Origin of the sequence: Nonomuraea sp. NPDC050404 (assembly GCF_040655495.1) — a bacterium.
Classification (GTDB): domain Bacteria; phylum Actinomycetota; class Actinomycetes; order Streptosporangiales; family Streptosporangiaceae; genus Nonomuraea.
On sequence record NZ_JBFAKB010000002.1, the window covers coordinates 331763 to 358518 of the forward strand.

The following is a 26756-nucleotide window of genomic DNA, read 5'->3' on the forward strand; positions in this document are numbered from 1 at the left end:
GTTTGGAGGCGATCATGCGCGACCACGAGTTCTGGGAAGCCCCTCCACCCCTCTTCCCCCCAATGCCGCCTCTGCCGCCTGAGGCGCCGCCGTTCCCCGGCGAGCGGCCCTCCCCCCGGATCCGCCGCGGCGACGTCAGGGCGGCGCTGCTCGCCCTGCTGCACGAGGGCCCGCAGAACGGCTACCAGATGATCCAGGGCATCGAGGAGCGCAGCCGCGGAGTGTGGCGGCCGAGCCCCGGGTCGGTCTATCCGGCGTTGCAACAACTGGAGGACGAGGGCCTGGTCGCGGGGGACGAGTCGGGCGGGAGCCGTACGTACAGACTGACCGACCAGGGCCGCGGGAGCGCCGCCAGGCATGCCGAAGAGGCCCCGTGGGAAGAGGTCGCGCGCACGATCCCCGACGACCACCACGAGCTGCGCCTGCTGTGGGCCCAGCTCAACGAGGCCTTCGGCCACCTGGTCCGCACGGGCGACGACCGGCAGCTGGCGGAGGCCAAGAAGCTGATCAAGCAGACGCGCAAGTCCGTCTTCCAGATCCTCGCGGAGGACTGAATGTCCGCCACGGACCCGGCGATCACCGTGAGCGGGCTGAAGAAGGCGTACGGCAAGATCGAGGCGGTCAAGGGCATCGACTTCGAGGTACGCCCCGGCGAGGTCTTCGGCTTCCTCGGCCCGAACGGCGCCGGCAAGACCACCACCATCAGCATGCTCTGCACGCTGGCCAACCCGACCGGCGGCAGCGCCACGGTCGCCGGGCACGACGTGGTCCGCGAACGCGACGAGGTACGCAGGAACATCGGCCTGGTCTTCCAGGACCCCACCCTCGACGGCTACCTCAGCGCCGAGCAGAACCTGCGCTTCCACGCCGAGTTGTACGGCGTGCCCAAGCACCTGGTCGCCGACCGGATCCGGCAGGTCATGGAGATGGTCGCGCTGTGGGACCGCAAGGACGCCAAGGTGATGACGTTCTCCGGCGGCATGAAACGGCGGCTGGAGATCGCCCGCGGGCTGCTGCACTCGCCGCGCGTGCTCTTCCTCGACGAGCCGACCGTCGGCCTCGACCCGCAGACCCGGTCGGCCATCTGGGGCTACATCAACCAGTTACGGCTCACCGAGGACATCACCATCTTCATGACCACCCACTACATGGACGAGGCCGAGTACTGCGACCGGATCGCGATCATCGACCACGGGCGCATCGTCGTCATCGACTCGCCCGAGGAGCTGAAGGCCAGCGTCGGCAAGGACCGCGTACAGATCCAGACCGACGACGACACCGAGGCGATCAAGGCGCTGCAGGAGCGCTTCGGGCTGGAGGCGGCCGTGCGCGAGGGCGCGGTGACGTTCGCGGTGGCGTCCGGCGAGGAGTTCGTGCCCCGGCTGTTCGCCGGCCTCGGGATGCCGATCAAGTCGGTGAGCGTGTCGCGGCCCTCCCTCGATGACGTGTTCATCTCCTACACCGGTTCCACGATCCGCGACGCCGAGGCCGACGACGGCAACCTGGCGTGGATGAGAGCGATGGCGAGGCGGTAGTCATGGCGACAGAGGCCATCAGCGTCCGGATCCCCGCCCGCGGCGCCGGGCACGACCTCCGGGCCATCAAGATCGTGCTGCACCGCGAGATGCTGCGCTTCGCCAACGACCGCACGCGCATGTTGTCGATGCTCGTGCAGCCCGTGCTCTGGTTGTTCGTCATGGGGGCCGGGCTGGGGTCGCTGGTACGCGGCTCGATCCCCGGCGTCGACTACCGGACGTTCATGTACCCCGGCATGATCTCCATGACCGTGATCATGACGGCCATGTTCTCGGCCGGATCCATCGTGTGGGACCGCGAGTTCGGCTTCCTGCGCGAGATGCTGGTCGCGCCGGTCTCCCGCTGGGCGATCGTGGTCGGCAAGTGCCTGGGCGGCGCCCTCGTGGCCGTCGGTCAGGGGATCATCATCCTTGCGATGGCGGGCCTGGTGGGGGTGCCCTACTCGCCCCGGCTCCTTCTCACGCTGCTGGCGGAGATGTTCCTGGCCGCGTTCACGATCACGGCGTTCGGGGTGACGCTGGCCGCTCGGATGAAGAACATGCAGACGTTCTTCGGGCTGATGCAGATGGCGATCATGCCGATGATGTTCCTGTCCGGGGCGATGTTCCCACTTGCCGGCCTGCCCTCGTGGCTGCACCTGCTTACCGTGGTCAACCCGATGACGTACGCGGTGGACCCGATGCGCCAGGCGGTGTTCTCCCACCTGGAGGTTCCGGCCGCGGCCGAGGCGATGCTGAACCCGGGGGTGCGGTGGTTCGACTATCAGGTGCCGGTGGGGGTGGAGCTGGGGATCGTGGCGGGATTGGGGGTGGTGTTGCTTGGGGTGGCGGTCGCGCAGTTCAGAAAAGCCGAATGAAACTGACTTTCGCGACTGCGGTGGATCTTGTACGGAGAGATGTGCCGCGCGGCTCACAATTCTCCCTCCCCGGGCGCTTCGACCGGCTGGAGGGCCTGCTCGTTCGCATCGACGCCAAACTGCCCAACTAAAGGCGCAGAAGGAAACGAGGCCCAGGGTGGTGTCCCGTGGGCCTCGTTCCTTGGCAGGTGGTCAGCGCTTCACGCGGACGTAGTCCCTGGCGCTGTCGTCGCCGTGGGTGTCCTCGTCGCCGCCGAACACGAACCGCCAGTGCCCGGACTTCCAGGCCTTGGCCTTGGTGTAGAGCCGGCCGCTGTCACCGGCCCACGTCGTCTTCACGAACTGCCACTTGCGCGAGCCAAGCGGCTTGAAGAACAGCGCCACCTTGCCCGAGTAGCCCTCCCACGAGCCTTCGTCATCGACCTGCAGCACGCCCCTGAACCTCAGGTATTTGCCGCGCTTGACCGGCTCCGGATAGGCGTTGAACTTGATCAGGCGGGTGTCCGCCTTCTCCTCCGCGGGCGGCGGGGCGGGCTGGTCGACCCGTACCCGGTCGGCCCGGCTGACGGCGCCGTTGACGCCGCGGGTGCCGCGGTACTCGGCGCGCCACCAGCCGGAGGTCACGGCCTCGGCGGAGGCGCGGAAGAAGCCGTGGCGGCCGGTCACGGCGCTGGTGACGTACTCCCACCTGCGCGAGCCGTCGGCCTTGAAGAAGATACCGACGCGCTGGCCGCGCAGAGAGCCGCGGTCCTCGACCCGCAGGGCGCCGCTGAGGGTGATCTTGTCGCCCTTGTCCACGCGTCCCGGGCGGGCGTCGAAGCCGACGATGCGGCTGCCGAGGTTGCCGCGCCTGACGTTCACTCTGTCGCTGTCGCTGACCGAGCCCCTGGCCACGGCGGTGGCGGCGAACGCGGCGCGCCAGTAGCCGGTGGACTTGGCCTCCACCCGGGCGGCGAACCAGCCGCCGCGGCCGGTCGTCACCTTGGTGACCTCGCCGTAGTCGGCAGAACCGCGATCGCGGAAGGTGATGGAGACGCTCTGGCCGTCGTAGCCCTTGCCATCGGCGACGAGCCGGCCGGAAACCCTGATGGTGTCGCCCTTGTCGACCAGGCCGGGCCTGGCGCCGAAGTCGGCGACCTGGGTGGTGAGCGCCTTGGCGACCTCGAACGTGCCGGTCTTGGCGGGGTTGCCCTCGCCCGCGGCGGTCGCGGTGTAGGTCCACTTGCCGGCGGCGCCCGCGCCGAAGGACTTGCTGCCCGTCCACTTCAGCCCGCCGGTGACCGGCTCCGACTTGATGGCGACCGAGTCGTTGTTGAGCTTGAGACTGGCCGCGTCGGTGTTCGTCGTGGTGAACGAGAACGTGACGCTGACGTCGTTGTCGAAGACGACGATCGGCGGGTTCGGGCTGATGCCCACGTCCGAGATGGTCGGGGCGACGGCCGCCGTCGCCGCGGTCGGGGCCAGGGCGAGTGACCCGGCGCCGAGCGCGAGTACGAGGGCGGCGACACGAATGCGTTGTAACATGCGGGTTCCTTTCTGGAGACCCCAGTGGTTCAACGCGGCCTTGAGGGTGCCACGTGTGTCATCTAAGTAGACGTGCGTACGGCCGGGAAGGTTGGGGATTCTGACAAATGGTTATAGGCGGGGGTCAAACGGACCGCTCCACAAACGGTCACCGGCGTCCGGCAGACGTCAGCCCCGATCAAAGACATAATCGGTGTGTGGCGCGCGACACTGTTGAGACTCACTTCACCCAGGCGGTTGCGACGCTTGAGGCGGGCCCCGCGCGAGATCCGGGGCAACCGCTCCACGAGGGCACATCCCTGACCGGCGAGCAGTGCCGGGCGCTGTTCCGGCGTCAACTCGACAGCCGGCTGCTCGACATCGCGGCCCGCTGGTTGCGTGCGCGGGACGAGGGCTACTACACGATCGGCTCGGCCGGCCACGAGGGCAACGCGGCCGTGGCGGCCGTCCTGCGCCCCACCGACCCCGCGCTGCTCCACTACCGCTCGGGCGCCTTCTACCTGACCAGGTCAGAGCAGGCGGGACGGGTGCCCGAGCAGGGCATCCGCGACGTGCTGATGGGGCTGACCGCGGCGGCGGGTGAGCCGATCGCGGGCGGGCGGCACAAGGTGTTCGGCCATCCCGACCTGGCCGTCATCCCGCAGACCTCGACGATCGCCAGCCACCTGCCCAGGGCCGTGGGCGTGGCGTTCGCGATCGAGCGGGCGCGGGCGCTCGGCATCCGCGGCGCGGCCTGGCCGCACGACGCGGTCGCGGTGTGCAGCTTCGGCGACGCCTCGCTCAACCACGCCAGCGCCCTGTCGGGCCTCAACACCGCCGCCTACGCCACCTACCAGGGGCAGGGGCTGCCGCTGCTGCTCGTGTGCGAGGACAACGGCATCGGCATCAGCGTGCGTACGCCCAAGGGGTGGGTGGAGGCGGCGGCGCGGCGGCCCGGCTTCGAGTACTTCGCCGCGGACGGCTGTGACCTGGCCGACGCCTACGACGCGGCCGCCCGCGCCGCCGCGCACGTACGCGAGCACCGCTCCCCCGCGTTCCTGCACCTGTCGACCGTGCGGCTCATGGGGCACGCGGGGTCCGACGTGGAGTCCTCGTACCGGACGCAGCGGGAGATCAAGGCCGATCTCGTGCGCGACCCGCTGCTGCGTACGGCGGCGCTGCTGGTGGAGGCCGGGCTGGAGACGCCGGAAGGGCTGCTCAAGACGTACGAGTCCACACGCGAGCACGTGCTGCGGATCGCGCTTGAGACCTCGCGCAGCCCGCGGCTCGGCTCAGCCAAGGAGATCATGGAGCCGATCGCGCCGCGCAGGCCCGAGCTGATCGCCAAGATCAGCCCGATGGCGGCCTCGGCCCCGGTCAGGGACAAGGCGTTCGCCGGCGCGCTGCCGGAGAACGACAAGCCGATGACGCTCTCGCAGTCCATCAACCGCACGCTCGCCGACGCGCTGGCCGTCTATCCGGAAATGACGGTGTTCGGGGAGGACGTCGCCAAGAAGGGCGGCGTGTACGGCGTGACCAGGGGCCTGCAGAAGCGCTTCGGCGCGGGACGGGTGTTCGACACGCTGCTCGACGAGCAGGCGATCCTCGGTCTCGCGCTCGGCTCCGGGGTGTCGAAGCTGCTGCCGGTGCCGGAGATCCAGTACCTGGCCTACCTGCACAACGCGCTCGACCAGATCCGCGGCGAGGCGGCCACGCTGTCGTTCTTCTCGCGCGGCGCCTACACCAACCCGATGGTGGTACGGGTGGCCGGGTACGCCTACCAGAAGGGCTTCGGCGGCCACTTCCACAACGACAACGCGGTGGGCGCGCTGCGCGACATCCCGGGGCTGGTCATCGCCTCGCCCGCGCGGCCCGACGACGCCTCGGCCATGCTGCGCACGTGCCTGGCGGCGGCCCGTACCGCGGGGTCGGTGTGCGTGTTCCTGGAGCCGATCGCGCTCTACAACACGCGCGACCTGTTCGACGCGGGCGACAACGGCTGGACCGCCCCCTACGCGCCGCCCGCGCGGTGGGCGGAGACGCACGTGCCGATCGGGCGGGCGCGTTCCTACGGCGACGGGCGCGATCTGACGATCGTGACGTTCGGCAACGGGGTGCGGATGAGCCTGCGGGCCGCGGTGCGGCTCACCCAGGAGGGGTACGGCTGCCGCGTGCTCGACCTGCGCTGGTTGTCGCCGCTGCCGGTCGAGGATCTGGTACGGGCCGCCGAGTTGACCGGCAACGTACTGATCGCCGACGAGACCCGACGCACCGGGGGCGTCTCGGAGGGCATCGTGGCCGAGCTGCTCGATGCCGGGTTCACCGGGTCGGTGGCGCGGGTGACCTCGTCCGACAGCTTCATTCCGCTCGGCGGGGCGGCCGATCATGTGTTGCTGTCGGAGGAGGAGATCGAGCAGGCGGCACGCAAGCTGCTGGGCTGAACCTGGGTGCGTGCTCACCGGGTCGGTGTCGCGACCGGGCTTACGGGTCGGTTTTGCGACCGGGGTCACGGGGTCGGTTTGCGATCGGGGTTACGGGGTCGGTTTTGCGACCGCGCCTCTGATGCAGGTCGGCTTGGACCAGGCCACGGTGGACTTCTGGGAGATCTCCAGCGGGACACCCACCAGGAAGCAGTAGCCGCTGTCCGGGTCCAGGCCCGCGACGCGGGTGGTGGTCGTGCCCTGGCCGAGTGCGGTGATGGTGGGGTTGCCCCCTTCGGCCGGGGAGCGCTGGAGGACCACCGGGTAGGTGCGGGAGGCGGCGGGCAGCGACCATCGCAGCTCCACCAGTTGTCCCTGGTCGGCGGTCACCTTGACCTGGCGCGGGCTCAGGGCTGCGACGTCCTGCTTGTCGATGGGGGCCGAGGTGTTGTTCTGGTCGCCGGACGGCTCTGCGGTGGTGCCGGTCTGCGGGGGCTGGGTGGTGGTGGCGGACCGGAGTGAGACATAGACGGTCACGGCCGTGCCGATGCTGGCCACGACCGCCAGCGCGCCGCCGACCAGGATGCCCTTCTTGACGCGAGAGGAGCCGGCGGGCGGGATCGTCGGGGATGGCCGGGCCGGGTCGCCGGTGGGCTGGTTCTGGTGCGGGTGCTGCTGCTCCGGTCCCGGGTAAGGCGCGGGTGCGTAAGGGCTGGGGGCCGGAGGCTGGGTCGCGGGCGAGCCGGTCTGTGCCCGGGGGAGGTGCTGGCCCGTGACCGGGAACTGGCCGTTGCCCGGCATGGCGTGGTGACCTGCGGCGGGCATGGCCTGGTGGCCGGACGTGGGCGGGGCGTGGTGGCCGGTCGTGGGTGCGGCCTGGTGGCCGACCGTGGGCGCGCCATACTGGCCGGTGGTGGGCGCGCCGTAGTGGCCGGTGGTAGGTGCGGCGTGGTGACCGGTCGTGGGTGTGGCCTGGTGGCCGGTGGTGGTGGGTGCCGGGGAGGGGTCCTGGCCGACGAGGTCGGTCACCGGGAGGCCCAGTTCCGCCTGCACCGCCTGCAGGTGCCTGGCCAGCTCGCGCGCCGACCCGAACCGCCTCTCGGGCTGTTTGGCCATCGACCGCGCGACCGTCTCGAACAACACCGGCGGCAGGTCCTGGCGGTCGATCGGCGGCGGATCGACGCTGAGCACCCGGTACATCAGGGGCGCGATCGACGGGTCCGACGGGTTGTGGAAGGCGGGCTGACCGGCCAGCAGGTGGTAGAGGGTCGAGCCGAGCGAGTAGATGTCGGTCGAGGCCGAATGGGGCCGGCCGGTGAGCACCTCGGGGGCGGCGTGCAGCGGGGTGAACGCCTGCGAGGTGAGCGAGACCTCCGCGGCGTCCACGACCCTGGCCACGCCGAAGTCGGCGATCGCGAGCTCGCCGTACCGGGAGATGAGGATGTTCTGCGGCTTGATGTCGCCGTGCAGGACCCCCGCCTCGTGTACGGCGGCCAGCGCGCCGGCCAGCTTCACGCCCGCGCGCAGCACGTCGGGCACCGGCAGCGGCCCCTCCTTGCGGACCTTGTCGCGCAGGCAGCCGTTCTCGAAGAAGTCCATCGCGATGTACGGCTTGCCGGAGCTGGTCACGCCGGTGTCGAAGACGGTCACGACGTTCGGATGGCCGGTGAGGCGGCCGGTGAGCTGCAGTTCGCGCTGGAACCTGCGCATCGTGCGCTGGTCCACCCGGTCCACGGACAGCACCTTCAGCGCCACGACCCGGTCGAGGCGCTCCTGGTAGGCGCGGTACACGACGGCGAATCCGCCTTGGCCGGCCTGATCGAGTACCCGGTAGCCGGGTGCGTCCTCGACTGGCAGCACTGCACTCTCCCCTGGTTACCTGTGCAGCTTAATGGGAAATGCAGCGACTAGAGGGGGTTCATGAGGTATGCGCCGAATGCGATGGACGCCAGCGCCACCACCAGGAAGAAGAACACGTAGAACCCGCCGGGCAGGAACGTCAGCCTCGCGAGCTGGTCCGCGTCGGAGTCTCTGGCCTGGCGCCTGCTCCGTTTGCGCTGCAGCTCGATGATCGGCCGGACCCCGCCGAAGAGCAGGAACCACGCCGCGGCCAGGGCCACGCCCTGCTGGACGACCGCGGGCGCGTACATGATCAGGGCGAACACCGCGCCGCCCGTGACCAGCAGGATCAGCGCGCCGTACAGGTTGCGGATCAGCAGCAGCATGCAGACCAGGAGCAGCAGCACGCCCCAGATCAGCAGCGTGATGAGGCCCTGCTCGGTCATCCACGCGGCGCCCAGGCCCAGCAGCGGCGGCGCCACGTAGCCGGCCAGCGCGGTCAGCACCATGCCGGGACCGGTGGGCCTGCCCCTGGTCAGCGTCACGCCCGAGGTGTCGGAGTGCAGGCGGATGCCTTCGAGCTTGCGCCGGGTGAGCAGCGCCATCAGGGCGTGGCCGCCCTCGTGGGCGATCGTGATCAGCCCCCTGGACACCTGCCAGGGCATACGGAAGCTGACGACCAGCAGCGCGGCCAGAGCAGCACCCAGGACGACCCGGGGGTCGGGGTCTGACTGAACCTTGATCAGTTGGGCCCAGAACTTGTCCATCGAGGAGAAACCCTAACCGGTCGGCGTGCTCGGCGGTGCACGGAAAGTCGGGATGTACCGGCAAGGCGACGACACGTCCGTCGCGGGCGGATGGTCCGTGGCCGAGGGGCGGCGGACGAGCGTTGGCAGGGCGGACGGGTGAGGGGCGGGGCGGTAATTGGGGGGAATTTGGCGATCTCGCCGGGTAGGGTGCCGAGCAGGCGGCTCCTGGGTGCGCTTCCTTCTCTTTCACTTTGGATGAACAGCGTGCCCGCTCTCCGCCGGCCCAGGCCGCGCGGGATCTCCCGCGCGGCCTGACGTTTCTTCGTTCGTTGCGACGGGGGTGAGTTCGGGTGAACGGTGCCGGTGAGGTCCTGCTGCGCCGCCGCAGGCTGGTCGCGCCCGCGCTGCTGGCGGCCGAGTCCCGTACGCCTCCCCCCGTGGGCAAGCTGCCCAGGCGGCTGGGCATGGTGAACGCCGATGTGCCCTCAGGGGTGGCGGCGCTGGAGTTCGAGCTGCTGCAGCTGGGGTTCCTGGTGTCCGGGGAGTTGTACCGGGCGCTGGCCGGGCTGGACGTGGCGGGGCTGACGCGGGTGGGGCGGCTGCTGCTGCACGGTCTGCGGAAGGAGCTGGGGGCGAGCGACTCGCACGTACCCCTTTTCCGGAAATTTCCGGACAGTGTGCCGGTCGATACCGAGGACTTCTACGTACGGCGGATGTTCAGCCTGCTGCTGCAGACCCGGGTGCGGCCGTGCGTGTTGTGCGGGCAGGTCGAGACCGTGCATCCGGTCTCACCCTGCGCGCACCTGGTGTGCCGGGCCTGCTGGGACGGCTCCGACTTCAGCGCCTGCCCGATCTGCCACCGCCGCATCTCCCTCGGCGACCCCTTCCTGCGGCCCTCGGAGCGGCATGCCTCGGTGGACCGGGACGCGGTGACCACGACGGCGCTGCTGCGGTTGTCCGCCGACCCGGCCGCCGACTGCCGCGAGCTGGCCACGGCCCTGCTGGAGCGGCGCACGCCCATGGCCGGGCACGAACGCGCCGAGCTGGAACTCCTGCTGGACACCTACTGGCCGCAGTCCTTGTCGTGGCTGCCCAAGCCGATCCCGGTGAAGGAAACCAGGGCGGCGGTGGTGGCGTACGGGCTGGGCAGGGGCGCGAGCGAACTGCTCGACCGCCACGCCGACACCGCCACCGACGTGTTGCGGGTGTTGTACGCGCTGATGGGCGCCGACCCCGGCCTGCGCACCCCGCCCGTACGCCACCGGTCGTTGCCCCGCCCGGTGCGCAGGGCCGTACTCGGGCGGCTGGAGGCGATGCCGTACCTGGTGGAGGACCTGCTGCGGCATCGGGCGCAGTGGCAGCACATGGCCGAGACGCTGCACCCGCACGAGCACCACGCCCGTTTCCCCGGGACGGCGCTGGCGTTCGCGGCCCTGCGCGGCACCCGGCCGGACGCGGGCACCGCGTTCGGCCGCGCGCTGCTGGAGCGCGCGGCCGAACACCAGGACGTGGAGGTACGCGACGACGGACGGCTGCGCGCCGCCACCTTCGCCTCCCGCGTGGAGTCGGCACTGGCGCGGGGCGCCTACGACGAGGTCTGGCAGTTGCTGGCGACGCGGCCGGGCGAGCTGCTGCGCCGCCTGTCCCACCTGCTCAGGCAGGCCCCGGACACGGCCAAGCCGCAGCTCCTGCGTGAGGCGGCCGAGCGGGTGGCGCCCGGTGTGCTGCTGGCGGCGCTCGGGCAGATCAGGACCGCGCCGGGCGGGACCAGGCTGTTCCTGCCCCGGGGCGGCACGGCCCGCTTCTGGACCGCGCCCGACCGGCGGCCGGCGGCACCGGACGGCGTGGTGCTGGAGGCCGGGCAGGTGCTGACCGGCGAGCTGCTGCGGCGGGCCGCCCTGCTGCCGCCGCTGCGCCGGGCGCTGCTCGACGAGGGCCTGGCCGACCTGGTCGCGCCGACGTCGGAGCGTACGGCGAGCGCCGCCCTGGTCCGCCTGGCCCGCGGCAGCGTCCAGCCCATCCCCCACCACGACCGGCTCCGCTTCTTCCTGCACTGGGCCGAGCCCGAGGACACGCGGGTGGACCTGGACCTGTCGGTGGCGGTGTTCGACGGCAACTGGCGTTTCGAGATGCTGTGCGACTACACGCGGCTGCGGCCGGGCCGGGGCCTGACCCACTCCGGCGACCTGACCTCGGCGCCCGAACCGCTCGGGGCCTCGGAGTTCATCGACGTGGACGTGCGGGCGCTGCGGGGCCGCTACCTGGTGCCGATCGTGTTCAGCTACAACGACGTGCCGTACGAGCGGCTCGTACGCGGTTACGCCGGATTCATGGAGCGGCCGGAGGGCCTGTTCGACCCCCTCGCGGTGCGGCAGCGGTTCGACCTGGCGGGGCCGGCCAAGATCCTGGTGCCGCTGGTGGCCGACCTGTGGACGCGCACGATGCGCTGGGCCGACCTGAACCTGTCGGCCGCCGGCTACGGGCACAACGTGGCGGGCAACACCGACGAGCTCGCCGCGCTGGGGGCGGCGCTGGAGAGCGCGTTCGGCGATCGGGTGACGTTGTGGGAGGTGGCGTGCTGGCATGCCGCCGCCCGTGCCGCCGAGGTCGTGGTGCGGCGGCGCGACGGCGGCCTCGTACGGTACGAGCGCCGGCCGGGCGAGGACGTCGCCGGCTTCGCCGCCCGGCTGACCGCCCGCGCGGACGCGCCCCCGCTGCCCGGCCCGCCCGCCGACGTGGACCTGGCCGTGCTGGTGTCGGGTGACGTCGAGGTGCCGGAGAGCGCGCGGGTGTACGCGCTGCACCCGTACGACCTTGGCCCGGCCCGCCTCATGGACGCCGCCGACCTGTTGTCCGACCTGTCCCCGGACCGCATGCCGAGCCGGCGCTCAGGACGTGATCTGATAGAGACGTGAACGATCGGCACGTGGCGCTCATCAGCGCTTTCTACGATGCTCTGGGCCGCGGGGACTTCGCGGCCATGGAGCGCTGCTACCACCCCGAGGCCAGCTTCGGCGACCCCATCTTCCAGGAGGTCGAAGGGCGCGACAGAGTGATGAGGATGTGGCGGCTGCAGCTCGGCGTGCGTGACGGGCTGAGATCGACCTACTGCGACGTGACCGCCGACGACTTCTCCGGGACGGCGCACTGGACCTCCGGCTACACCTTCTCCAGCACGGGACGCCCGGTGGTCAACGAGATAGACGCGCTGTTCAGGTTCGAGGACGACCTGATCGTGCGCCACCACGACGAGTTCGACTTCAAACGCTGGTCGAAGATGGCTCTTGGCAGACCCCACGGGCTTCTGTTCGGATGGACACCGATGTGGCGCAAAAGCATCAGGGATCGCGCGGCCGCGCAGCTCAACGGCTTGAGTCCGGCGTAGGCCGGTTCCGGGAGGGGCCATGGCCAGGGTGAAGGGGTTCAAACGGGGCCGGGACGTACGCCAGCAGGCACCCGAGCACTCCATGGACCCGCGCGCCCTGGAGGAGCGGCCCTACCGGCCGACGGTCATCGACAACGCGATCTACCAGGGCGGCGAGCGGATCGACAACCCCGGCTCGCTCGCCGACGCCTTCGAACGCCTCAAGCAGATGCCGGACGCCATGGCCTGGATCGGGCTCTACCGGCCGAAGGAATGGGAGCTGGTCAAGCTCGGCGAGGAGTTCGAGCTGCACGAGCTGGCCCTGGAGGACGCCATCGTCGGCTCCCAGCGCCCCAAGGCCGACCGCTACGGCGACACCCTGTTCGTGGTGCTGCGGGCCGCGCGCTACCTGGACGACGTGGAGGAGGTCGCCTTCGGCGAGGTGCACGTCTTCGTCGGCCCCAACTTCGTGATCACCGTACGCCACTCCGAGGCCCCCGACCTGCAGGCCGTGCGCAAACGCATGGAGTCCGACCCCGACCTGCTGCGCCAGGGCCCGCAGGCCGTCCTGTACGCCATCCTCGACGCCGTGGTCGACGGCTACGCGCCCGTGGTGGCCGGGTTGCAGAAGGACATCGAGGAGATCGAGGTCGAGGTCTTCGGCGGCGACCCGTCGGTGTCGCGGCGCGTGTACGACCTGTCGGGCGAGGTGATCGAGTTCCAGCGGGCCACGGCGCCACTGGTCGGCATGATCCACGGATTCATCGCGGGGGCGAGCAAGTACGGCGTGACCGAGGAACTGCAGAGCTACCTGCGCGACGTGGCCGACCACGCGATCACCGTCACGGAGCGGATCTCGTCGTTCCGCCAGATGCTGCAGAACATCCTGATCGTCAACTCCACGCTGGTGACCCAGGCCCAGAACGAGGAGATGGCACGGATGACGGAGGCCAGCATCCAGCAGGGCGAGGAGGTCAAGAAGATCTCCGCCTGGGCCGCCATCCTCTTCGCCCCCACCCTGGTCGGCACCGTCTACGGCATGAACTTCGACGTCATGCCCGAAACCCACTGGGCCTTCGGCTACCCATTCTCCATCGTCCTCATGGCCGCCGTCTGCATCACCCTCTACACGGTCTTCAAACGCCGCGACTGGCTCTAGCGAGCCCGTGGGATCGGCCGTGGCGGTCCATCCATAACCGTTTAGCCAAGTCGGCCGGATTCCGTTCCCTCCGCCTCCTGCGGGCGAATACGATGCCATCGGCCCGGCGTCCCCTCCCGCCACATCGGCCGTCAGAAAAATCGGCTCCAGGACGAGAGCGGGCGACGATGGAGCGAATCGACACGGCCAGGCGGCGCATCGAGCGGTTGCGCGAGGAGCACGCGGACGACGTGACCACCCTGAACCGTCTGATCGACGGCACCGAGGGGGACCGTCTGATGGCCGATTTCCTGGCGTGGGACCGGGCGTTCGAGGGGCTGTTCGCCCAGGCTCTGGCGATGGTGGACGATCCGCCCCCGGCGAGACCCCAGGGCCGATTCAGGTAGCGTCCTCGCGTAGGTCCTCGGCGGCCGAGCGGTAGGCGGCGCCGACGCGGAAGAGCAGGTTCAGCAGGAGCGGAACCTGTTCGGCCCCGTAGTGCCGGGCGATCTCGTCCAGGTGGCGCCGGGAGGTCCGGCAGGCGGCGATGTAGGCGTCCAGCCCGTCCTCGACCAGTTCCACGGTGACGGTGCGCCGGTCGCGTTCGCCGCGTACGCGCCGGGCGTAGCCCGCCCTTTCCAGTCTGTCGATCAGTCGCGTCGTCGAGGCGGACGGCAGGCGCAGTTCCTCGGCGATCTTGCCCACGGCGAGCGGTCCGTGCATCTCCAGCAGCATGACGGCGGCGACGTCCACCGGTTGCAGGCCGAGGCGGTCGGCGACGGCCTGGTTGTGCAGCATGACCGCGATCAGGAACTCGCTGAAGATCGTTTCTTCTGGTTGTGCGTGACCCACCCACGCAACCTACTCCATGCCGATGTATCTTCATATCGGAGATACTCTGAATTGGAGAGGATATGGACGCTCTCATCATCGGCGCCGGCGTGGGTGGCCTGGCCGTCGCGCGAGTCTTACTGGCCGCCGGGCATCGGGTGCGGATCTTCGAGCGGGCGGCCGCCCGCAGGACGGGCGGTAAGGCGGTGCTGATCTGGAGCAACGGCAACGCCGTTCTGAGCGACCTCGGTGTCAGCCTGGACGGCGCCGGCGCGCGGATCGACAGGATCGACGCGCTGACCGCCGGCGGCAAGGTGCGTACCAGCATGAACGTCGCCCATGCGGCCGACCGCTACGGGTTCGTCACCCAGTCGATCGCCTGCCGCGACCTGCTCGACCGGCTGGCCGCCGGGCTCCCCGGCGACCTCATCCGGTACGGCGTCGGTTGTGAACGCGTCGCCCAGGACGACAGCCGGGTCACCGCGACCTTCACCGACGGCTCCACGGCCACGGCGGACCTGCTCATCGGCGCCGACGGCCACCACTCGGTCGTACGGCGTGCCCTGTGGGGTGAGGGCGCCGTCCAGCCGGCCACCTTCGGCACCTGGCAGGGCCTCAGCCCGATCGACATCGAGATCACCGACACCTCCCGCCACCTCATGATCTCGGGACGCGAGGGGGCCTGCGGGCTCATGCCCGCCGGGAAGGGCCTGCTGCAGTGGTGGTTCGACACGCGCTGGTCCCCCGCCGACCCGCGGCCCGCCGCGCCGCTGGCCGAACTCCGCCGCCGCTTCGGGCACTGGGCCTCGCCCGTACCCGAGGTGCTGGCCGCCGCCACCGAGGACGACCTCGAGTTCTTCGGCCACCACTGGAACAGGATCCGCCGCGTGTGGGGCGAGGGCCGCATCACGCTGGCCGGCGACGCCGCCCACACCATGCCGCCCACCCTGGGGCAGGGGGCCAACCAGACCCTGGAGGACGCGTGGGTGCTCGGGCGGGAGCTCGCCAATGGAGGGGGAGGCGACGTGGCGGCCCGGCTGCGCGCGTACGAGACGGCGCGCTATCCCCACATCTCCCTGGTCTCCAGGCTGGCCAAGCGCAACCCCGCCAACTGGCGCACCCCGCCGATGCTGGCCCGGTTGTTCCCGGAGACGATGCAGACCGGCCTGCTCGCCCGTTTCAGCAACCGCCTCACGCAGGGCGGCCGGCGCTAGCCGGGGAAGTCGATCAGCGCCTGCTCGGCCTCCGCGACGGCCTGGTGCAGCTCCCAGATGTACGGCCCCACCCGCTCCAGGCAGAACCTGGCCATGGGCACCGAGATCGACAATGCGCCCACCGGGTTTCCGCGGCCGTTGCGCAACGCGGCGCCGATGGCCGCGACGCCCTGCTCGGTGCCCTCGACGTTCAGGGCGTGGCCGAGGACGCGGGCCTCGTCCAGCTCGCGGATCAGGGTCGCCCGCTCCGCCTCGGTGAGGTCGGGGTAGAGCTCCCAGAGGTGCTCCTCGGGCAGGGCCGCGAGCAGGACCTTGCCTCCCGAGGCCAGGTGGGCGGGCAGGATCGTGCCGCGCCTGTCGGTCACGTGCAGGGGTTGCGTGGACTCCACGCTGTCCAGGAAGCGCACCTCCGTACCCACCCTGACCATGAGGTTCACCGTCTCCATGATCCGGGTGCAGAGCGCCTCCATCGCGGGTCTGGTGCGGGCGCGTAACTCGCGCAGGGCCGGGCCGCCCGGGGTGGGCGGCGCGGAGGCGAGGAACGGGCCCGGCAGGTACGTGTGCTGCTCGTCCTGCACGGCGAAGTTGCGGTAGACGAGCATGGCCAGCAGCCGGTGCGCGGTCGAGCGCGCGATGCCCAGCTCGCCCGCGACGTCGGTGACCTTGACCCGCCCCCTGTCACGCAACATGTGCAGGATGAGCAGCGCGTTGTCCACCGAACCCAGCGCGTACGGGGGCCTGTTCTTCACGGGCAGAATGCTAGCCCGACGGGACGATCACGGTCAGCACGCCCGGCGCCTCGGGCGACAGGACGGTGACGGCCTCGGCGGTGCGCAGGTAGCCGGTCGAGACCAGCGCGGGACGCACCGCCTGCCCGTCCCCGGGGAACTGCAGGACCGTCACCCGGAACCCGTCGTCGTCGCCCAGCACCACCGCCCCCTCCCGCCGGGACACCACCTTCAGCGCCGGATCGAAGTGCCACAGGCTGCGCAGCGTCCCCTCCGCCACACGATCGCGTACGACCAGCAGGTCGGCGCCGTGGTGGACGAGCACGTGCCGGGTCCTGCGCACCCCGTAGGCGTCGTCGGCCAGCTCGAACTCCTGGCTCGACGCACCGATGGACGAGCCGGTCAGGCGGGTGGCGGTGCCGGGACGGAACGTTCCAGCGGTCGGCACGGGCACGTTGTGGGCCTCCGGCGAGCGGGTCCAGTCCACGTACCCGGTCCGTTCGTAGGAGTGGAACCCGGCCTCCACCAGGATCCTGCGCCCCTTGGCCGAGTAGGTCAGGCCCAGGTGGTCCTCGTGGCCGTGCAGCCGCCGGCCCGGCCCGAACCTGATCGAGTAGTACGCGGCCCGCGGATCGTCCCACGCGGTCCTGCCGAAGACGTATCCCCCGTCGAACACCCGCACCACCGGCCCCTCATGCGGGAACCCGTCCGCGCGGGCGTCGGCCGGGCTGTCGCCGATGGGGACGAGGCGGCCGTCCGGCTGCGTCGCGTGCGCCACGTACGACTCCAGCGCCCGCCGCCTGGCCACCAGCCGCTCGGGCGGTTCCGCCCCGCTCTCGCGGATCGCGCGAAGGGCGACGCCGAGGCGGCGGTGCACGTACAGGCCATAGCGGGGAGCCTGCTCGTGCAGCGCGCCCTGCGCGTCGATGGCCACCTCGGCCGAGGCCGTCATCCTGCGCACGGCCAGGTCCCGCCAGCGCGCCCGGCCCAGGCGGCAGCCGACGACCAGCAGCGCGATGTCCTGGTCCAGGCCGTGGTTGTGGCCTTCGCGGTAGAGGACCGGGCTGGCCAGGATCTCGCCGTGCTCGGCCAGGGCGTCCCACAGCAGCTTGGTGTGCATGTGCTCGCTGAGGCACACCAGCGCCGGGGCGCGCAGCGCGACCGCGTGCTCGGCCCACGCCCACTCGCTGACGCCGCGGCCGTGGCGCGGATTCGAGCGGATCCAGTGGTCGGCCACGGTGGCGGCGCGGTCGAGGCAGCGCCGCTCGCCCGTGCGCTCGTACTCGGCGACCAGGCGGCCCGCCCAGCGCAGGGAGTGCAGGTTCAGCGCCCAGGAGCGGTTGCCGTGCGGGTTCGCGGTCCAGTCGATCTCCGGGCCGAGACGCACGGGCGGCAGGCCGACGAACGTCACCAGGCCGTCCATCACCTCCTCCGGCTTGATCGTGGGGAACTGGTCGCTCAGGCAGATGGCCCTGACTGAGGTCGTACGGGCACGCCAGAACACCTCATGGCTCCTGTTCGGGGGGATGCGTCAGGGCCGGGGTCCCTCGTCGGTCCAGCCCGCGGCGAGCACGACCTCGGAACGCCCGGTGCCGTCCTTGGAGGAGAGCACCTGCGACGATGCGGGATCGATGGTCAGCGTGCGCTGGACGCCGGAGGGCAGGCTAAAGAGGAACGCCTCTCCCCTGCGCCCGTGCTCGTCCGTGACCACGCCCAGGTATCGGACCCCGGGGAGGTCGGCGAGCGCGCGGTAGGCGGCGGCGCGCACGCCCGGCGGTGACGGCTTGGTCCACAACAGTCCGGCGAGCGCGTCGGCGAGCAGCCCCTGCGAGCCTGGCGGCAACATCGCGCTCACCCGCTCGCGCAACTCGCCGGCGTCGGACGGCAGGGCCTGGATCTGCTGGTACGTCAGGTCCCGCCCGGCCATGCTGAACGGCGACCGTCCGGCGATCCGGGCGGCCCCGCCCCGCTCGGCGGTCCACGCCTTACCCTGGCGGGTCACCCAGAGCTCGCTCTCGGTGCCGTCACGCGACTTCCTGACGTGCCAGTACGTGCCGGCCGTGGCCGAGCTCTCGGCGGAGGCGGCGGCCGTCAGCAGGATCGAACGGCCCTCCTCCAGCGGCTGCTCCCCGGGCAGCACGTTCACCAGGACCAGCGCCAGCGCCGCGACGGCCGGGATCATCGCCAGCCACGACAGCCGCCTGCGCCGCCGCCGTGCCGCCATCCGCCGCCACACCCTGGCAGCGGCGTGCGGGTCGGGCTTCGGCTCGCCGTACAGGTCGCGGATCAGCTCATCCATCGACGCGCACCTCCCCGAGCCGGGCGCGCAGCTTCTTCCTGGCCCTGCTCAGGCGGGAGCCGACCGTGCCGTACGGGATGCCGAGCGCGGCGGCGATCTCCTCGTGGCTGAGCCCGGCCAGCGCGACCAGCAGCAGCACGTCGCGGTCGCGCCGGTCCAGCCCGGCCAGCGCGGCGGCCAGTTCCGGGCGCAGGCTCTGGGCGCTGACCCGTACCGCGACGGACTCCTCGTGCCCGGGGGCGTCGCCGTCGGGGCCGCAGCGGCCCAGCGCGCGCAGGGTGCGGGCCTCCAGGCGGCGGTGTTTGCCGATGAGGTTCGTGGCGATGCCGTACAACCAGGCGCGCACGGCGGCGCGGGACGGGTCGTACTGGGCACGCTTGCGGTACGCGGTGAGGAACGTCTCGGCCACGATGTCCTCGGCGTGGTCCGGGCCGAGCCGCTGGGCGACGTAGCCGTGGATCTCCCCGAAGTGGGCGTCGAAGACGGCGGCGAACGCGTCCGCGTCGTCCAGGGCCCTTCCTGGCGCGCGCGCCGCCCAGGGCACCGTGGCCGCGATGCTCTCCCCCGTCATGTGCCACCTTCCGACGTATCAGTGGTCATGTCGTATCACCCGATACATCGATTCACTTTCACGCTTTGCGGGAAAATTTCCGCAGAAAACGGTGTACGTCCGCGATCTCCTCCTCCAGCGGGGGCACCTCGTCGTCGAACGGCTGGACGGTCACCTGCGTGCCCCTGCGGCTCCACACGCCCCTGATCAGGCCGTCCACCAGCACGACAGGCCGCAGGATGCCGCCACCGGGGAAGACCTTCCTCGCGTGCTCGGGCGCCAGGACGGGGTCCCTGCTCCGCCAGCCCATCACGTACTCGTCGAAGGCGGGCGCGAGGCGTACCAGCGGCTCCTCCGGCCGCGGCGGCGGGTGGGCGGCGCTCAGGCCCCAGGCGGTGCGGGCCTCGCCGAGCGGCAGGCCCGACCAGGCGGCCAGGTCGGCGGGGTGGTGGGCGCGGCGGTAGCGGGTGGCGAGTTCGCGCAGGGCCCGTTCGCGGTCGGGCTCGGGGGTGATGGGGGCGCCGAGCCAGTCGGCGGCGTGCACGTACGTGGGCTTGCCCGCGCGGGACGGGCCCAGCACGGCCAGCCCGTGATGGGCGGCCAGCGCCACCAGGTGCACGACGCCCTGGCCACGGGCCCGGCCCCCGAGGCGTTCCTCCAGGTCGGCCTTGGTGAGCGGGCCCTGGCCTTCGAGGGCGCGGGTGATCAGCGGGAGCGGGTCATCGCCCGTGACGCCCTCCTCGGCGAGGCGGCGCAGGGTGTTCGTGGCGGGGCCGGCGAGGGCGTGGATCCAGGGGAGGTCGTCGGCGTGTACGAAGTGGAGGGTGCCGCGCGGGCCCCACGTCCTGACGATCTCGCGGGACTGCCAGGCGGCCTCCACGTCGGCGGGGGTGAGGCTGGTGGAGCGGGCGCGGAAGGCGAGCAGCGCGGCGGGCACGTCCTGGGCCTGCATCGCGGCCAGGCTCCTGACGATCTCGCCGGCGGTCAGGCCCGGCGGGCGGTGCAGGAGTTGGGCCTCGACGCTTCTCATGGCCCGAATCATCGCATCATCGCACTGTCGCACTGTCGCGTTATCGCAGGAGGAGGCGGTGGCGCAGGCGGGTGGTGAAGGGGGTGCGGGCGCGTACGGCGCGGCGGATGGCGTCGCTGTGCCGCCAGGCGTCGGTGGCGGCGGACTCGGTGACGGACTCGGGCGCGTACCGGACGAAATTGGAAATTTCAGCCAATGGAGTGAGATGTGTTGAAATTTCGCCCGGCTGGCCGGACACCACGTCGCCCGCCGTCAGCGCGTGCTCGCCACGCAGCCCCAGGTCGTCGCACGTCTGCCGCCACGCGCCCAGCACCCGCTGCCCGGCCCCCGGCGCCGTGCGGCGGTTGCGCCTGCGCCACCACGGCACCGCCGCCATCGCCACCGCGTACGCCACCAGCAGCCCGCCCGCCACCGACGACGCCACCAGCCACGGGTTCACCCCGCCCGTGGCCTGCTCACCTTCGCCCGTGGCCTGCGGCCGGGAGGTCTTGGGCCGGTCACTGCCGCCCTGGGAGAACTCGCCCTCCAACTGCTCGCTCTCCTCGATCGCAGAGGAGGCCACCTCGTGGTCGTCCTTGGCCCCGCTGCGGCCCGGCGTGGGATAGAACGGCCGCCAGCCCAGCCCCTCGAACTTGATCTCCGCCCACGCCATCACATGCCCCGATTTAACGTGATAAATGCCCCCGGACGTCTGCCCCGGACGGAACCCCACGACCACCCGCGACGGCAGCCCGAGCGTCCTGGCCATGAGCGCGAACGTGGCCGCGAACTGCTCCGACGTCCCCCTGCGCGTGGTCTCCAGAAAGAACTCCAGCCCCTTGAGCGAGTGCCCGGGCGGCGCGGTGACGTCGTAGCGGGCGTTGGTGCGAAGGTAGTTCTGCAGGCGGTATGCCTGCCTGATCGGCGAGTTCACGCCCTTGGTGGCCTGCCGGGCGAGCCTGCCGAAGAGCTGCTCCTGAGGGCTGTCGGGGAAGGCGGTCAGGTCCTTGTCCGGTACGGGGACGGCGGCCAGCAGGTCCTGCTTGGACGGCCTCGGCACCCGCGAGACCACCTCGTACCTGAACCCCTTGACCGGCTTCGATCCTGCCAGCAGCGACCCGCTGGCGGGGTCCACCGCCAGCCCGCGCACGCCGGTGACCTCCTGCGGCCGCTCGGCCGCGGGCAGCCAGGTGCCGGGCAGTCCGTTGAAGGTCACCCACTGGCGTACGACGTCGGCTTTGCCCGTCCACTCCCCCTCCGGCACCCGGCCGCCGGTGGGCTGGAAGCGGGCGCCGGAGGTCCAGCGGACGCCGTCGTAGCGGTCGAGCACGGCCAGCCGCCAGTTCAGCGGCTTGCCGGCCTTGACGGTGAACAGGTCGCGGTCGGGGATCTGCAACCACGCCGAGACGCGGTCGAGCGGGCTGACGCTGTCCACGCGTTTCGGCGGCGGCAGGTCGGCGTCCGCCCTCGGGTTGTACGGCTCGGCGGCGATCGGCAACAGCGGGCCCGCCACCAGCGCCAGCGCGGCCAGCACCGCGGCCGCCGGGATGCCGGCCAGCAGCCACAGCGGCGAGCGGTCGTCGCGGAGCAGGGCGAGCACGGCGATCAGCACGAACAGGGCCGCCGCCACCGGCAGGTTCGAGCCCTCGCCGTCCACGCCCAGCAGCAGCGCCATTCCATAGACGGCCAGGGCTGGGACGGCGGCGGCGATCCTGGTACGGGTGCGGGTCAGGGTCTCGGCGCCGACGGTGGCCGCCGCCCAGACCAGGGTGTGGACCAGGACCAGCAGCTCCGGGTCCGGCTGGGCGGGCAGGAGGGTGGTCAGCAGGGCGTGCCAGGAGTTGGCCACGTCCGCCGCGACCGCCGGGGAGAGGGTTCCGTAGAGGGGGATGGTGCCGGCCAGCCAGAGGACCAGGTCCAGGGCCAGGGCCAGCCAGAGGGGGCGGGTGCGGGTGAACGCGGCGACCACGGCGGGGGCGATGGCGGCGGGCACGATGGCCAGGAGCAGCTCGGTGCCGGGGAAGACCCGATGAAACCCCCACCCGGCCACCCCGCACACGACCGCGACGACGGCCAGCCCGGCCCCCCACCGCCACCCCGGCCCGGCCTGCTCACCGGGCGCCCGGGTCTTCGCGGCCCGCCGGTTGTGGCGGGCGGAACGCGACGGCGCACCGGTCCGTAACGCCTGGCTCATCGGGCGCCCCACGCCGGCGTCCGCGCGTCCTGGCTCATCGGGCGCCCCAAAGTCCTGGCCGCTCCAGGCCCCCTGGCTCATCGGGCGCCCCAAACCGGGGCGTTCTGGCCGCTGCTCATCGGGTGCCCCACGCCGGCGGCAGGTCGTCCAGGGAGGAGATGCCCATGACCGTCACCCCGGGCGCGCCGGCCGGGGTGGGGCCGGTGCCCACGTACACGCAGATGACGCGGTCGAAGCGGCGTCGTACCGCGGCGGCCCGTCCCGCCTCCTGCGGGTCGCCCGTGACCAGCACCAGCGAGCCGCCGCCGCGCGCCATCCGCAGCGCCTCGGCGACGCCCGGCGTGCCGGGGCCGACCAGGGCGAGCCGGTCCAGGATGGATTCGGCGTCCGTCCTGGCGTCGGACAGGGGGCCGTCGCCGGTGAGGACGCGTACGGGGAAGCCGGCCCTGGCGGCGGCCACGGCGGCCGAGGCGGCGGCGTCCACCGCGGGCTCGGTCAGGGCGCGCGTGTCGAGGACGACCGTCGTGGTGGGCAGGCTGGCGTCGATGAGCTGGCGGACCATCAGGGTCCCGGTGCGGGCGCTGGAACGCCAGTGGACGTGCCGCAGGTCGTCGCCCACCACGTACTCGCGCAGGGTGTGGAAGGTGGCCGTGCCGCTGGGCGCGTTGTCGCTGGTGGGGCCCTCCAGGTGGTGGGACTTGCCGGAGGGCGGGACCGGCAGGGGGACGGTGCGGGGGCGTACCAGGAGGGTGGCGGGCAGGCCGTACGCGCGCACGCGGCGCGTGAGCCCGAACGGGTCGGCGCGCACGAGCACCAGCGGCCCCACCGGGATCTGTCCGCGCGCGTCGGTGGGCAGCGGGTACGACACCGTGCGCACCGCGCCCTTGGGCAGTCTGGGCAGGTCGATCGTGTGCTCGGAGGCGCCGATGCGGTCCTGGGCGCGCAGGCCGGACAGGGCGCGGCGGCCGAGGTTGGTCACGTTCAGGACGGCCACGGCGGCCTCGCCGCGCGGCACCTTGAGCGGCGTGACCTCCCTACGCACCTCCAGGCTGGGCTTCGGAGCGGTCCACGCCAGGGCGGCGGCCAGGGCGAGCAGCGCGCCGGTGGCGAGCACGACGGGTTCGGGGTAGCCGAGCGCGAACCCCGTCGCGTACAGCACCACGGCCCCGGCGAGCGTGCCCCAGCCCAGCGGCGTGAGCACCGTGGGCAGCCGGGGCGTGGCGGTGGGTGGGTGGGCTCGCACTTAGGCCGCCTGCGGCACCGGCATCCCGGCGAGGATCTCGCCGAGCGCGGCGGCCGCGGTGACCTCGCGCAGTTCCGCCTCGGGCGTGAGGATCAGGCGGTGCGCCAGCACCGGCACGGCCAGCGCCTTGACGTCCTCGGGCACCACGTAGTGCCGCCCGGCCGCGGCCGCCTTGACCCGCGCGGCCCGCAGCAGCGCGAGGCTGCCCCGGGGGCTGGCGCCGAGCCGCAGGTGCGGATTCGTACGGGTCGCGCCGCACAACGCCACGATGTAGTCGTAGACCGGGTCGGCCACGTGGATCCGCGAGGCGAAGTCGATCATCCCGGCCACATCGGAGGCCCGCGCCACCACCGGCAGCCGCTCCACCTGCGGCCCCGTCGGCATGCCCTTGAGCACCTCGACCTCGGACACGTGGTCCGGGTACCCGACGGAGATCTTCATCAGGAACCGGTCGAGCTGGGCCTCGGGCAGCGGGTACGTGCCGTCCATGTCCACCGGGTTCTGCGTGGCCACCACCAGGAACGGCCTGGGCACCGGATGCGGCTCGGCGTCCACCGTCACCCGCCGCTCCTCCATGACCTCCAGCAGCGCGGCCTGCGTCTTCGGGGAGGCGCGGTTGATCTCGTCGGCGAGCACGATGTTGGCGAAGACGGGCCCGTGGTGGAACTCGAACTTCTGCTGCGCCTGGTTGAAGATCGACACACCGGTGATGTCGCTGGGCAGCAGGTCGGGCGTGAACTGGATGCGCCGCCACTCCGCGTCCACGCTGGCCGCGAGCGAGCGGGCCAGGGTGGTCTTGCCGGTGCCCGGGACGTCCTCCAGCAGCAGGTGCCCCTCGGAGAACAGGCAGATCAGAGCCAGTTCGATGGCCTCGTGCTTGCCCCGGATGATGCGCTCGATGTTGCCGGCCAGGAGCTGGAAACGCTGCGCGAACTGGCCGGCGAGCTGCGCGGACTGCTGCGGCGGCGACGGCTGCTGTGGCGGTTGCTGTTGCGGCTGCTGGTATGGCTGCAGCTCGAACTGGTCCTGGTAGTTGTACTGGGTCAACTGAGTCCCCTTCTCAGTCGGTGCACTCGAAGAGCGGTCCCTCGGGGAAGCCCCCGTCCGGAGTGGCCACCAGAGTGTCGTTCAGATAGCCGTTGCCGTACTGGCTCTCGATCCTGTTCCAGATGTCGCTGGTCTTGCCGGTCGACGGGTCCTTGTAGGAGGTGCCCTTGACCTGGCAGATCACCGTCAGCGTGATGTACTGCTTGGCAGGGATCTTGCCTGCTTCGCCGCTGCCCGACGGCCCGGGGCGGATGATGGTGTTGGTGTCCTCATTGCTGGCGTTCTGGTACTGCTGGCGCGGGTAGGCCAGGTCGACGTCGGCCGTGACCGCCTCGGGGCTCTCGCCCGCGGCGTTCTTCGCCTTGAGCGTGAAGCTGTGCTTCTGGTTGTTCTTCAACCCTTCCACGGTGAACGACTCGCCCTTGATGCCGCTGTTGGTGGCGGCGCCGGTCAGTTCGTACGTGGTGGCGTCGTCGGCCCCCTCCGGGGCGGACCAGGTCAGCTCGGCGCCCCGGTTCTTGGCCTTGGCCGCGAAGCCGCTCGGCGCGCCCGGCGCCACGCACGGCCTGATCCCGGCGCTGGGCTCGGACTCCACCTCGCCACCCGACCAGTGCGCGACCACGGTGAAGGTGTACTCGTTGGCGCAGTTCCCGCCGGTGAACTCGAACCTGAACGGCCCGCCGGGCTCCACCGACTGCGGCACGGCGTTGCCCTCGCCCGAGGTCCGCAGCGTGTACCGCTCGACCTCTCCCCCGCTGGACTGGCTGAAGGTGACCGTGATCTTGCCGGGGCCCGACCTGGCGGTGACGGCGCCGGGCGCGGACGGCGCGCTCGCCTGCTTCGTGGGCGTTGACGTGGGCGTCGGGGTCCTCGACGGCTCGCGTGTCGGGGTGGGGCGGGGCCGCTCGGTCGTCCTGACCGGGTCGGGCACCGGATCCGGGTTCGGGTCCGAGGTGGTGCCGTCGGGCGGGGTGTCGGTGCGCGTGGGGTCGGTGCGCGGGGTCTCTTTGGGCTTGGGGGTGTTACTGGGCCCCGGTACGTCGGAGTCGTCCTTGTCGATGTCGTGCTTGCGGCCTTCCGGGTCGATGACGACGGCCTTGTCGCCGTTCTCGTCGTTCGCCCAGAGCAGGCCGTCCTTGACGAACACGTCCACCGGTCCCGGGCGCTGGGCCACCCGCAGCGTGGTCGGACGGCCGCCGGCCGCGCTGTCCCAGACGATCAGCGAGCCGCTGCCCTGGTCGGGCACGTACACCTTGGAGCCCAGGGTCTGCGGCACCCCCAGCTTGGCGGGGTCGTCCGCGGCGATCTTGGTGCTGAGCACGGAGTTGGACGCGGTGTCGATCACCACGAGCAGGCCCGAGTCCCCGGGCGTCAGGATCGGCACCAGGGAGCCCTCGGTGGCGGGCGGGGTGAGCGCGCCGCCCTCGGTGGCCTGGGCGACACCCTTGGGCAGGGTGATCTCGCCGACGCCGCCGTCCTCCCCGATGATCGTGGCGGTGGCGGCGCGGCTGTTGACCACGACGGGCAGCCCGCCGGCGATCGTGACCGACAACTCCTCGCCGGGCTCGCCGACCTTGACCGGCTCCGCCGCGGCGCCGGCCGACACCGGTACGACCTCACCCCTGGCGGTCACCGGAACCCACAGCCGCCCGCCGCCGTCGATGCGGGCCGCGCCGAGCGGGGCCGGCAGGGTGACCGGGGTGCCGAGGGTGTTCAGCGTGGCGGGGTCGATCTGCTGGATCTTGCCGGAGGCCGGGTCCACGGCGTACCCGATGTTGCCGGACACGGCCAGTTGCAGCCCCGCCGCGCCGAAGTCGCGGGTCTGGGCCACCTTGAGCTGGCTCGGCTCGACGCGGCTGACGTAGCCGGTGCGGTCGTCCACGAGCAGCACGTTGCCGCCGTCCTGCACGACGCGCAGGCGGCGGCCCGCCTTGTCGTCGAGGTAGCCGTCCACCTCGCCGGACAGGCCGTTGACGTGCACGACCTTGCCGCGGGCTTTGGTCCACAACCATGCCCCGACGTCGGCGAGCTTGGGATTGGCGCTGGAGACGCCCACGCCGAGCCACGCCGCCGCGGCGACCAGCACCACGGCTGTCGCGCCGGCGACCAGCGCCGTGGTCCGATCGCCTCGGAGCACGCGAATCCGCACCGTTACCCACCTGTTTGTACGATTACGCAGATTTTCGCCCGCACGTTAACGGGCATCACACTAGCGCCCAAGAGTCCCTTACGCTGA

22 protein-coding genes are annotated in these 26756 nt (G+C 71.7%); 9 read left to right on the forward strand and 13 right to left on the reverse strand.

The features are described from left to right. Positions 1-62 precede the first annotated feature (62 nt). The 3 genes from AB0I81_RS06760 to AB0I81_RS06770 are packed head-to-tail and all read left to right on the forward strand — an operon-like array spanning position 63 to position 2392. Entirely contained in the window at positions 63-554 is a 492-nt protein-coding gene (locus AB0I81_RS06760; protein ID WP_360651124.1) for a PadR family transcriptional regulator, read from the forward strand. Next, a complete protein-coding gene (locus AB0I81_RS06765) occupies positions 555-1535 on the forward strand; it encodes an ATP-binding cassette domain-containing protein (protein ID WP_360651127.1) in 981 nt (326 codons plus the stop codon). It abuts the gene before it with no gap. A 2-nt stretch (positions 1536-1537) separates the two neighbouring features. Then, positions 1538-2392, forward strand: coding sequence for an ABC transporter permease (locus AB0I81_RS06770; RefSeq protein ID WP_360651130.1), 855 nt, complete (start codon positions 1538-1540; stop codon positions 2390-2392). A gap of 192 nt (positions 2393-2584) precedes the next feature. Here AB0I81_RS06770 and AB0I81_RS06775 read toward each other — a convergent pair whose 3' ends face one another. After that, the gene (locus tag AB0I81_RS06775) at positions 2585-3916 is read right to left on the reverse strand and encodes a hypothetical protein (protein WP_360651133.1); all 1332 of its coding nucleotides are present in this window, start codon (positions 3914-3916) and stop codon (positions 2585-2587) included. A 197-nt stretch (positions 3917-4113) separates the two neighbouring features. Between AB0I81_RS06775 and AB0I81_RS06780 the strand changes: the two genes are divergently transcribed. Beyond that, the gene (locus AB0I81_RS06780) at positions 4114-6336 is read left to right on the forward strand and encodes a thiamine pyrophosphate-dependent enzyme (RefSeq protein ID WP_360651136.1); all 2223 of its coding nucleotides are present in this window, start codon (positions 4114-4116) and stop codon (positions 6334-6336) included. Between the two features lie 90 nt (positions 6337-6426). On the opposite strand, the gene AB0I81_RS06785 is transcribed toward AB0I81_RS06780, so the two are convergent. Both AB0I81_RS06785 and AB0I81_RS06790 read right to left on the reverse strand, forming a co-directional pair. Continuing rightward, entirely contained in the window at positions 6427-8175 is a 1749-nt protein-coding gene (locus AB0I81_RS06785) for a protein kinase (protein WP_360651139.1), read from the reverse strand. Positions 8176-8222: 47 nt separating this feature from the next. Further along, a complete protein-coding gene (locus AB0I81_RS06790; RefSeq protein ID WP_360651142.1) occupies positions 8223-8921 on the reverse strand; it encodes a M50 family metallopeptidase in 699 nt (232 codons plus the stop codon). 332 nt (positions 8922-9253) lie between these two features. Here AB0I81_RS06790 and AB0I81_RS06795 point away from each other — a divergent pair, with 332 nt between their 5' ends. The 4 genes from AB0I81_RS06795 to AB0I81_RS06810 all read left to right on the forward strand — a co-directional run bounded on the left by AB0I81_RS06795 (position 9254) and on the right by AB0I81_RS06810 (position 13812). Continuing rightward, positions 9254-11818 (forward strand): MXAN_6230/SCO0854 family RING domain-containing protein, encoded by a 2565-nt coding sequence (locus tag AB0I81_RS06795; RefSeq protein WP_360651145.1) that lies wholly within the window; start codon positions 9254-9256, stop codon positions 11816-11818. Next, complete coding sequence (locus AB0I81_RS06800; protein ID WP_360651148.1) at positions 11815-12288, forward strand: nuclear transport factor 2 family protein; 474 nt, start codon at positions 11815-11817, stop codon at positions 12286-12288. The genes AB0I81_RS06795 and AB0I81_RS06800 overlap by 4 nt, the downstream gene beginning before the upstream one ends. Before the next feature lie 19 nt (positions 12289-12307). After that, positions 12308-13426, forward strand: coding sequence for a magnesium and cobalt transport protein CorA (locus tag AB0I81_RS06805; RefSeq protein ID WP_360651151.1), 1119 nt, complete (start codon positions 12308-12310; stop codon positions 13424-13426). A gap of 167 nt (positions 13427-13593) precedes the next feature. Continuing rightward, complete coding sequence (locus tag AB0I81_RS06810; protein ID WP_360651154.1) at positions 13594-13812, forward strand: hypothetical protein; 219 nt, start codon at positions 13594-13596, stop codon at positions 13810-13812. Here the strand turns inward: AB0I81_RS06810 and AB0I81_RS06815 are convergent. Then, on the reverse strand, positions 13805-14257 hold the full coding sequence (locus AB0I81_RS06815) for a MarR family transcriptional regulator (protein ID WP_360651157.1): 453 nt from the start codon (positions 14255-14257) through the stop codon (positions 13805-13807). The genes AB0I81_RS06810 and AB0I81_RS06815 overlap by 8 nt on opposite strands. A 62-nt stretch (positions 14258-14319) precedes the next feature. On the opposite strand from AB0I81_RS06815, the gene AB0I81_RS06820 reads away from it, so the two are divergent. Further along, positions 14320-15450, forward strand: coding sequence for an FAD-dependent monooxygenase (locus tag AB0I81_RS06820; RefSeq protein WP_360651160.1), 1131 nt, complete (start codon positions 14320-14322; stop codon positions 15448-15450). Here the strand turns inward: AB0I81_RS06820 and AB0I81_RS06825 are convergent. From AB0I81_RS06825 to AB0I81_RS06865, 9 genes are all read right to left on the reverse strand, one after another. Next, positions 15447-16199, reverse strand: a complete 753-nt coding sequence (locus AB0I81_RS06825; RefSeq protein ID WP_360651163.1) for an IclR family transcriptional regulator — start codon at positions 16197-16199, stop codon at positions 15447-15449. The two genes, AB0I81_RS06820 and AB0I81_RS06825, sit on opposite strands and share 4 nt — an antisense overlap. A 10-nt stretch (positions 16200-16209) precedes the next feature. Next, the gene (locus AB0I81_RS06830; RefSeq protein ID WP_360651166.1) at positions 16210-17682 is read right to left on the reverse strand and encodes a heparinase II/III family protein; all 1473 of its coding nucleotides are present in this window, start codon (positions 17680-17682) and stop codon (positions 16210-16212) included. A 27-nt stretch (positions 17683-17709) separates the two neighbouring features. Further along, positions 17710-18477 (reverse strand): CU044_5270 family protein, encoded by a 768-nt coding sequence (locus AB0I81_RS06835; RefSeq protein ID WP_360651169.1) that lies wholly within the window; start codon positions 18475-18477, stop codon positions 17710-17712. Further along, positions 18470-19048: an RNA polymerase sigma factor gene (locus tag AB0I81_RS06840; protein ID WP_360651172.1), complete on the reverse strand. Its 579-nt coding sequence runs from the start codon at positions 19046-19048 to the stop codon at positions 18470-18472. The genes AB0I81_RS06835 and AB0I81_RS06840 overlap by 8 nt, the downstream gene beginning before the upstream one ends. A 58-nt stretch (positions 19049-19106) precedes the next feature. Beyond that, complete coding sequence (locus tag AB0I81_RS06845; RefSeq protein ID WP_360651175.1) at positions 19107-20057, reverse strand: winged helix DNA-binding domain-containing protein; 951 nt, start codon at positions 20055-20057, stop codon at positions 19107-19109. Between the two features lie 40 nt (positions 20058-20097). Next, positions 20098-22230, reverse strand: a complete 2133-nt coding sequence (locus tag AB0I81_RS06850) for a DUF3488 and transglutaminase-like domain-containing protein (RefSeq protein ID WP_360651178.1) — start codon at positions 22228-22230, stop codon at positions 20098-20100. Positions 22231-22345: 115 nt separating this feature from the next. Beyond that, positions 22346-23473 carry a DUF58 domain-containing protein gene (locus tag AB0I81_RS06855; RefSeq protein WP_360651181.1) on the reverse strand — a complete coding sequence of 376 codons (1128 nt, stop codon included), beginning with the start codon at positions 23471-23473 and terminating at the stop codon, positions 22346-22348. Beyond that, complete coding sequence (locus AB0I81_RS06860; protein WP_360651184.1) at positions 23474-24520, reverse strand: MoxR family ATPase; 1047 nt, start codon at positions 24518-24520, stop codon at positions 23474-23476. A gap of 13 nt (positions 24521-24533) precedes the next feature. Next, complete coding sequence (locus tag AB0I81_RS06865; protein ID WP_360651187.1) at positions 24534-26669, reverse strand: fibronectin type III domain-containing protein; 2136 nt, start codon at positions 26667-26669, stop codon at positions 24534-24536. Positions 26670-26756 lie beyond the last annotated feature (87 nt).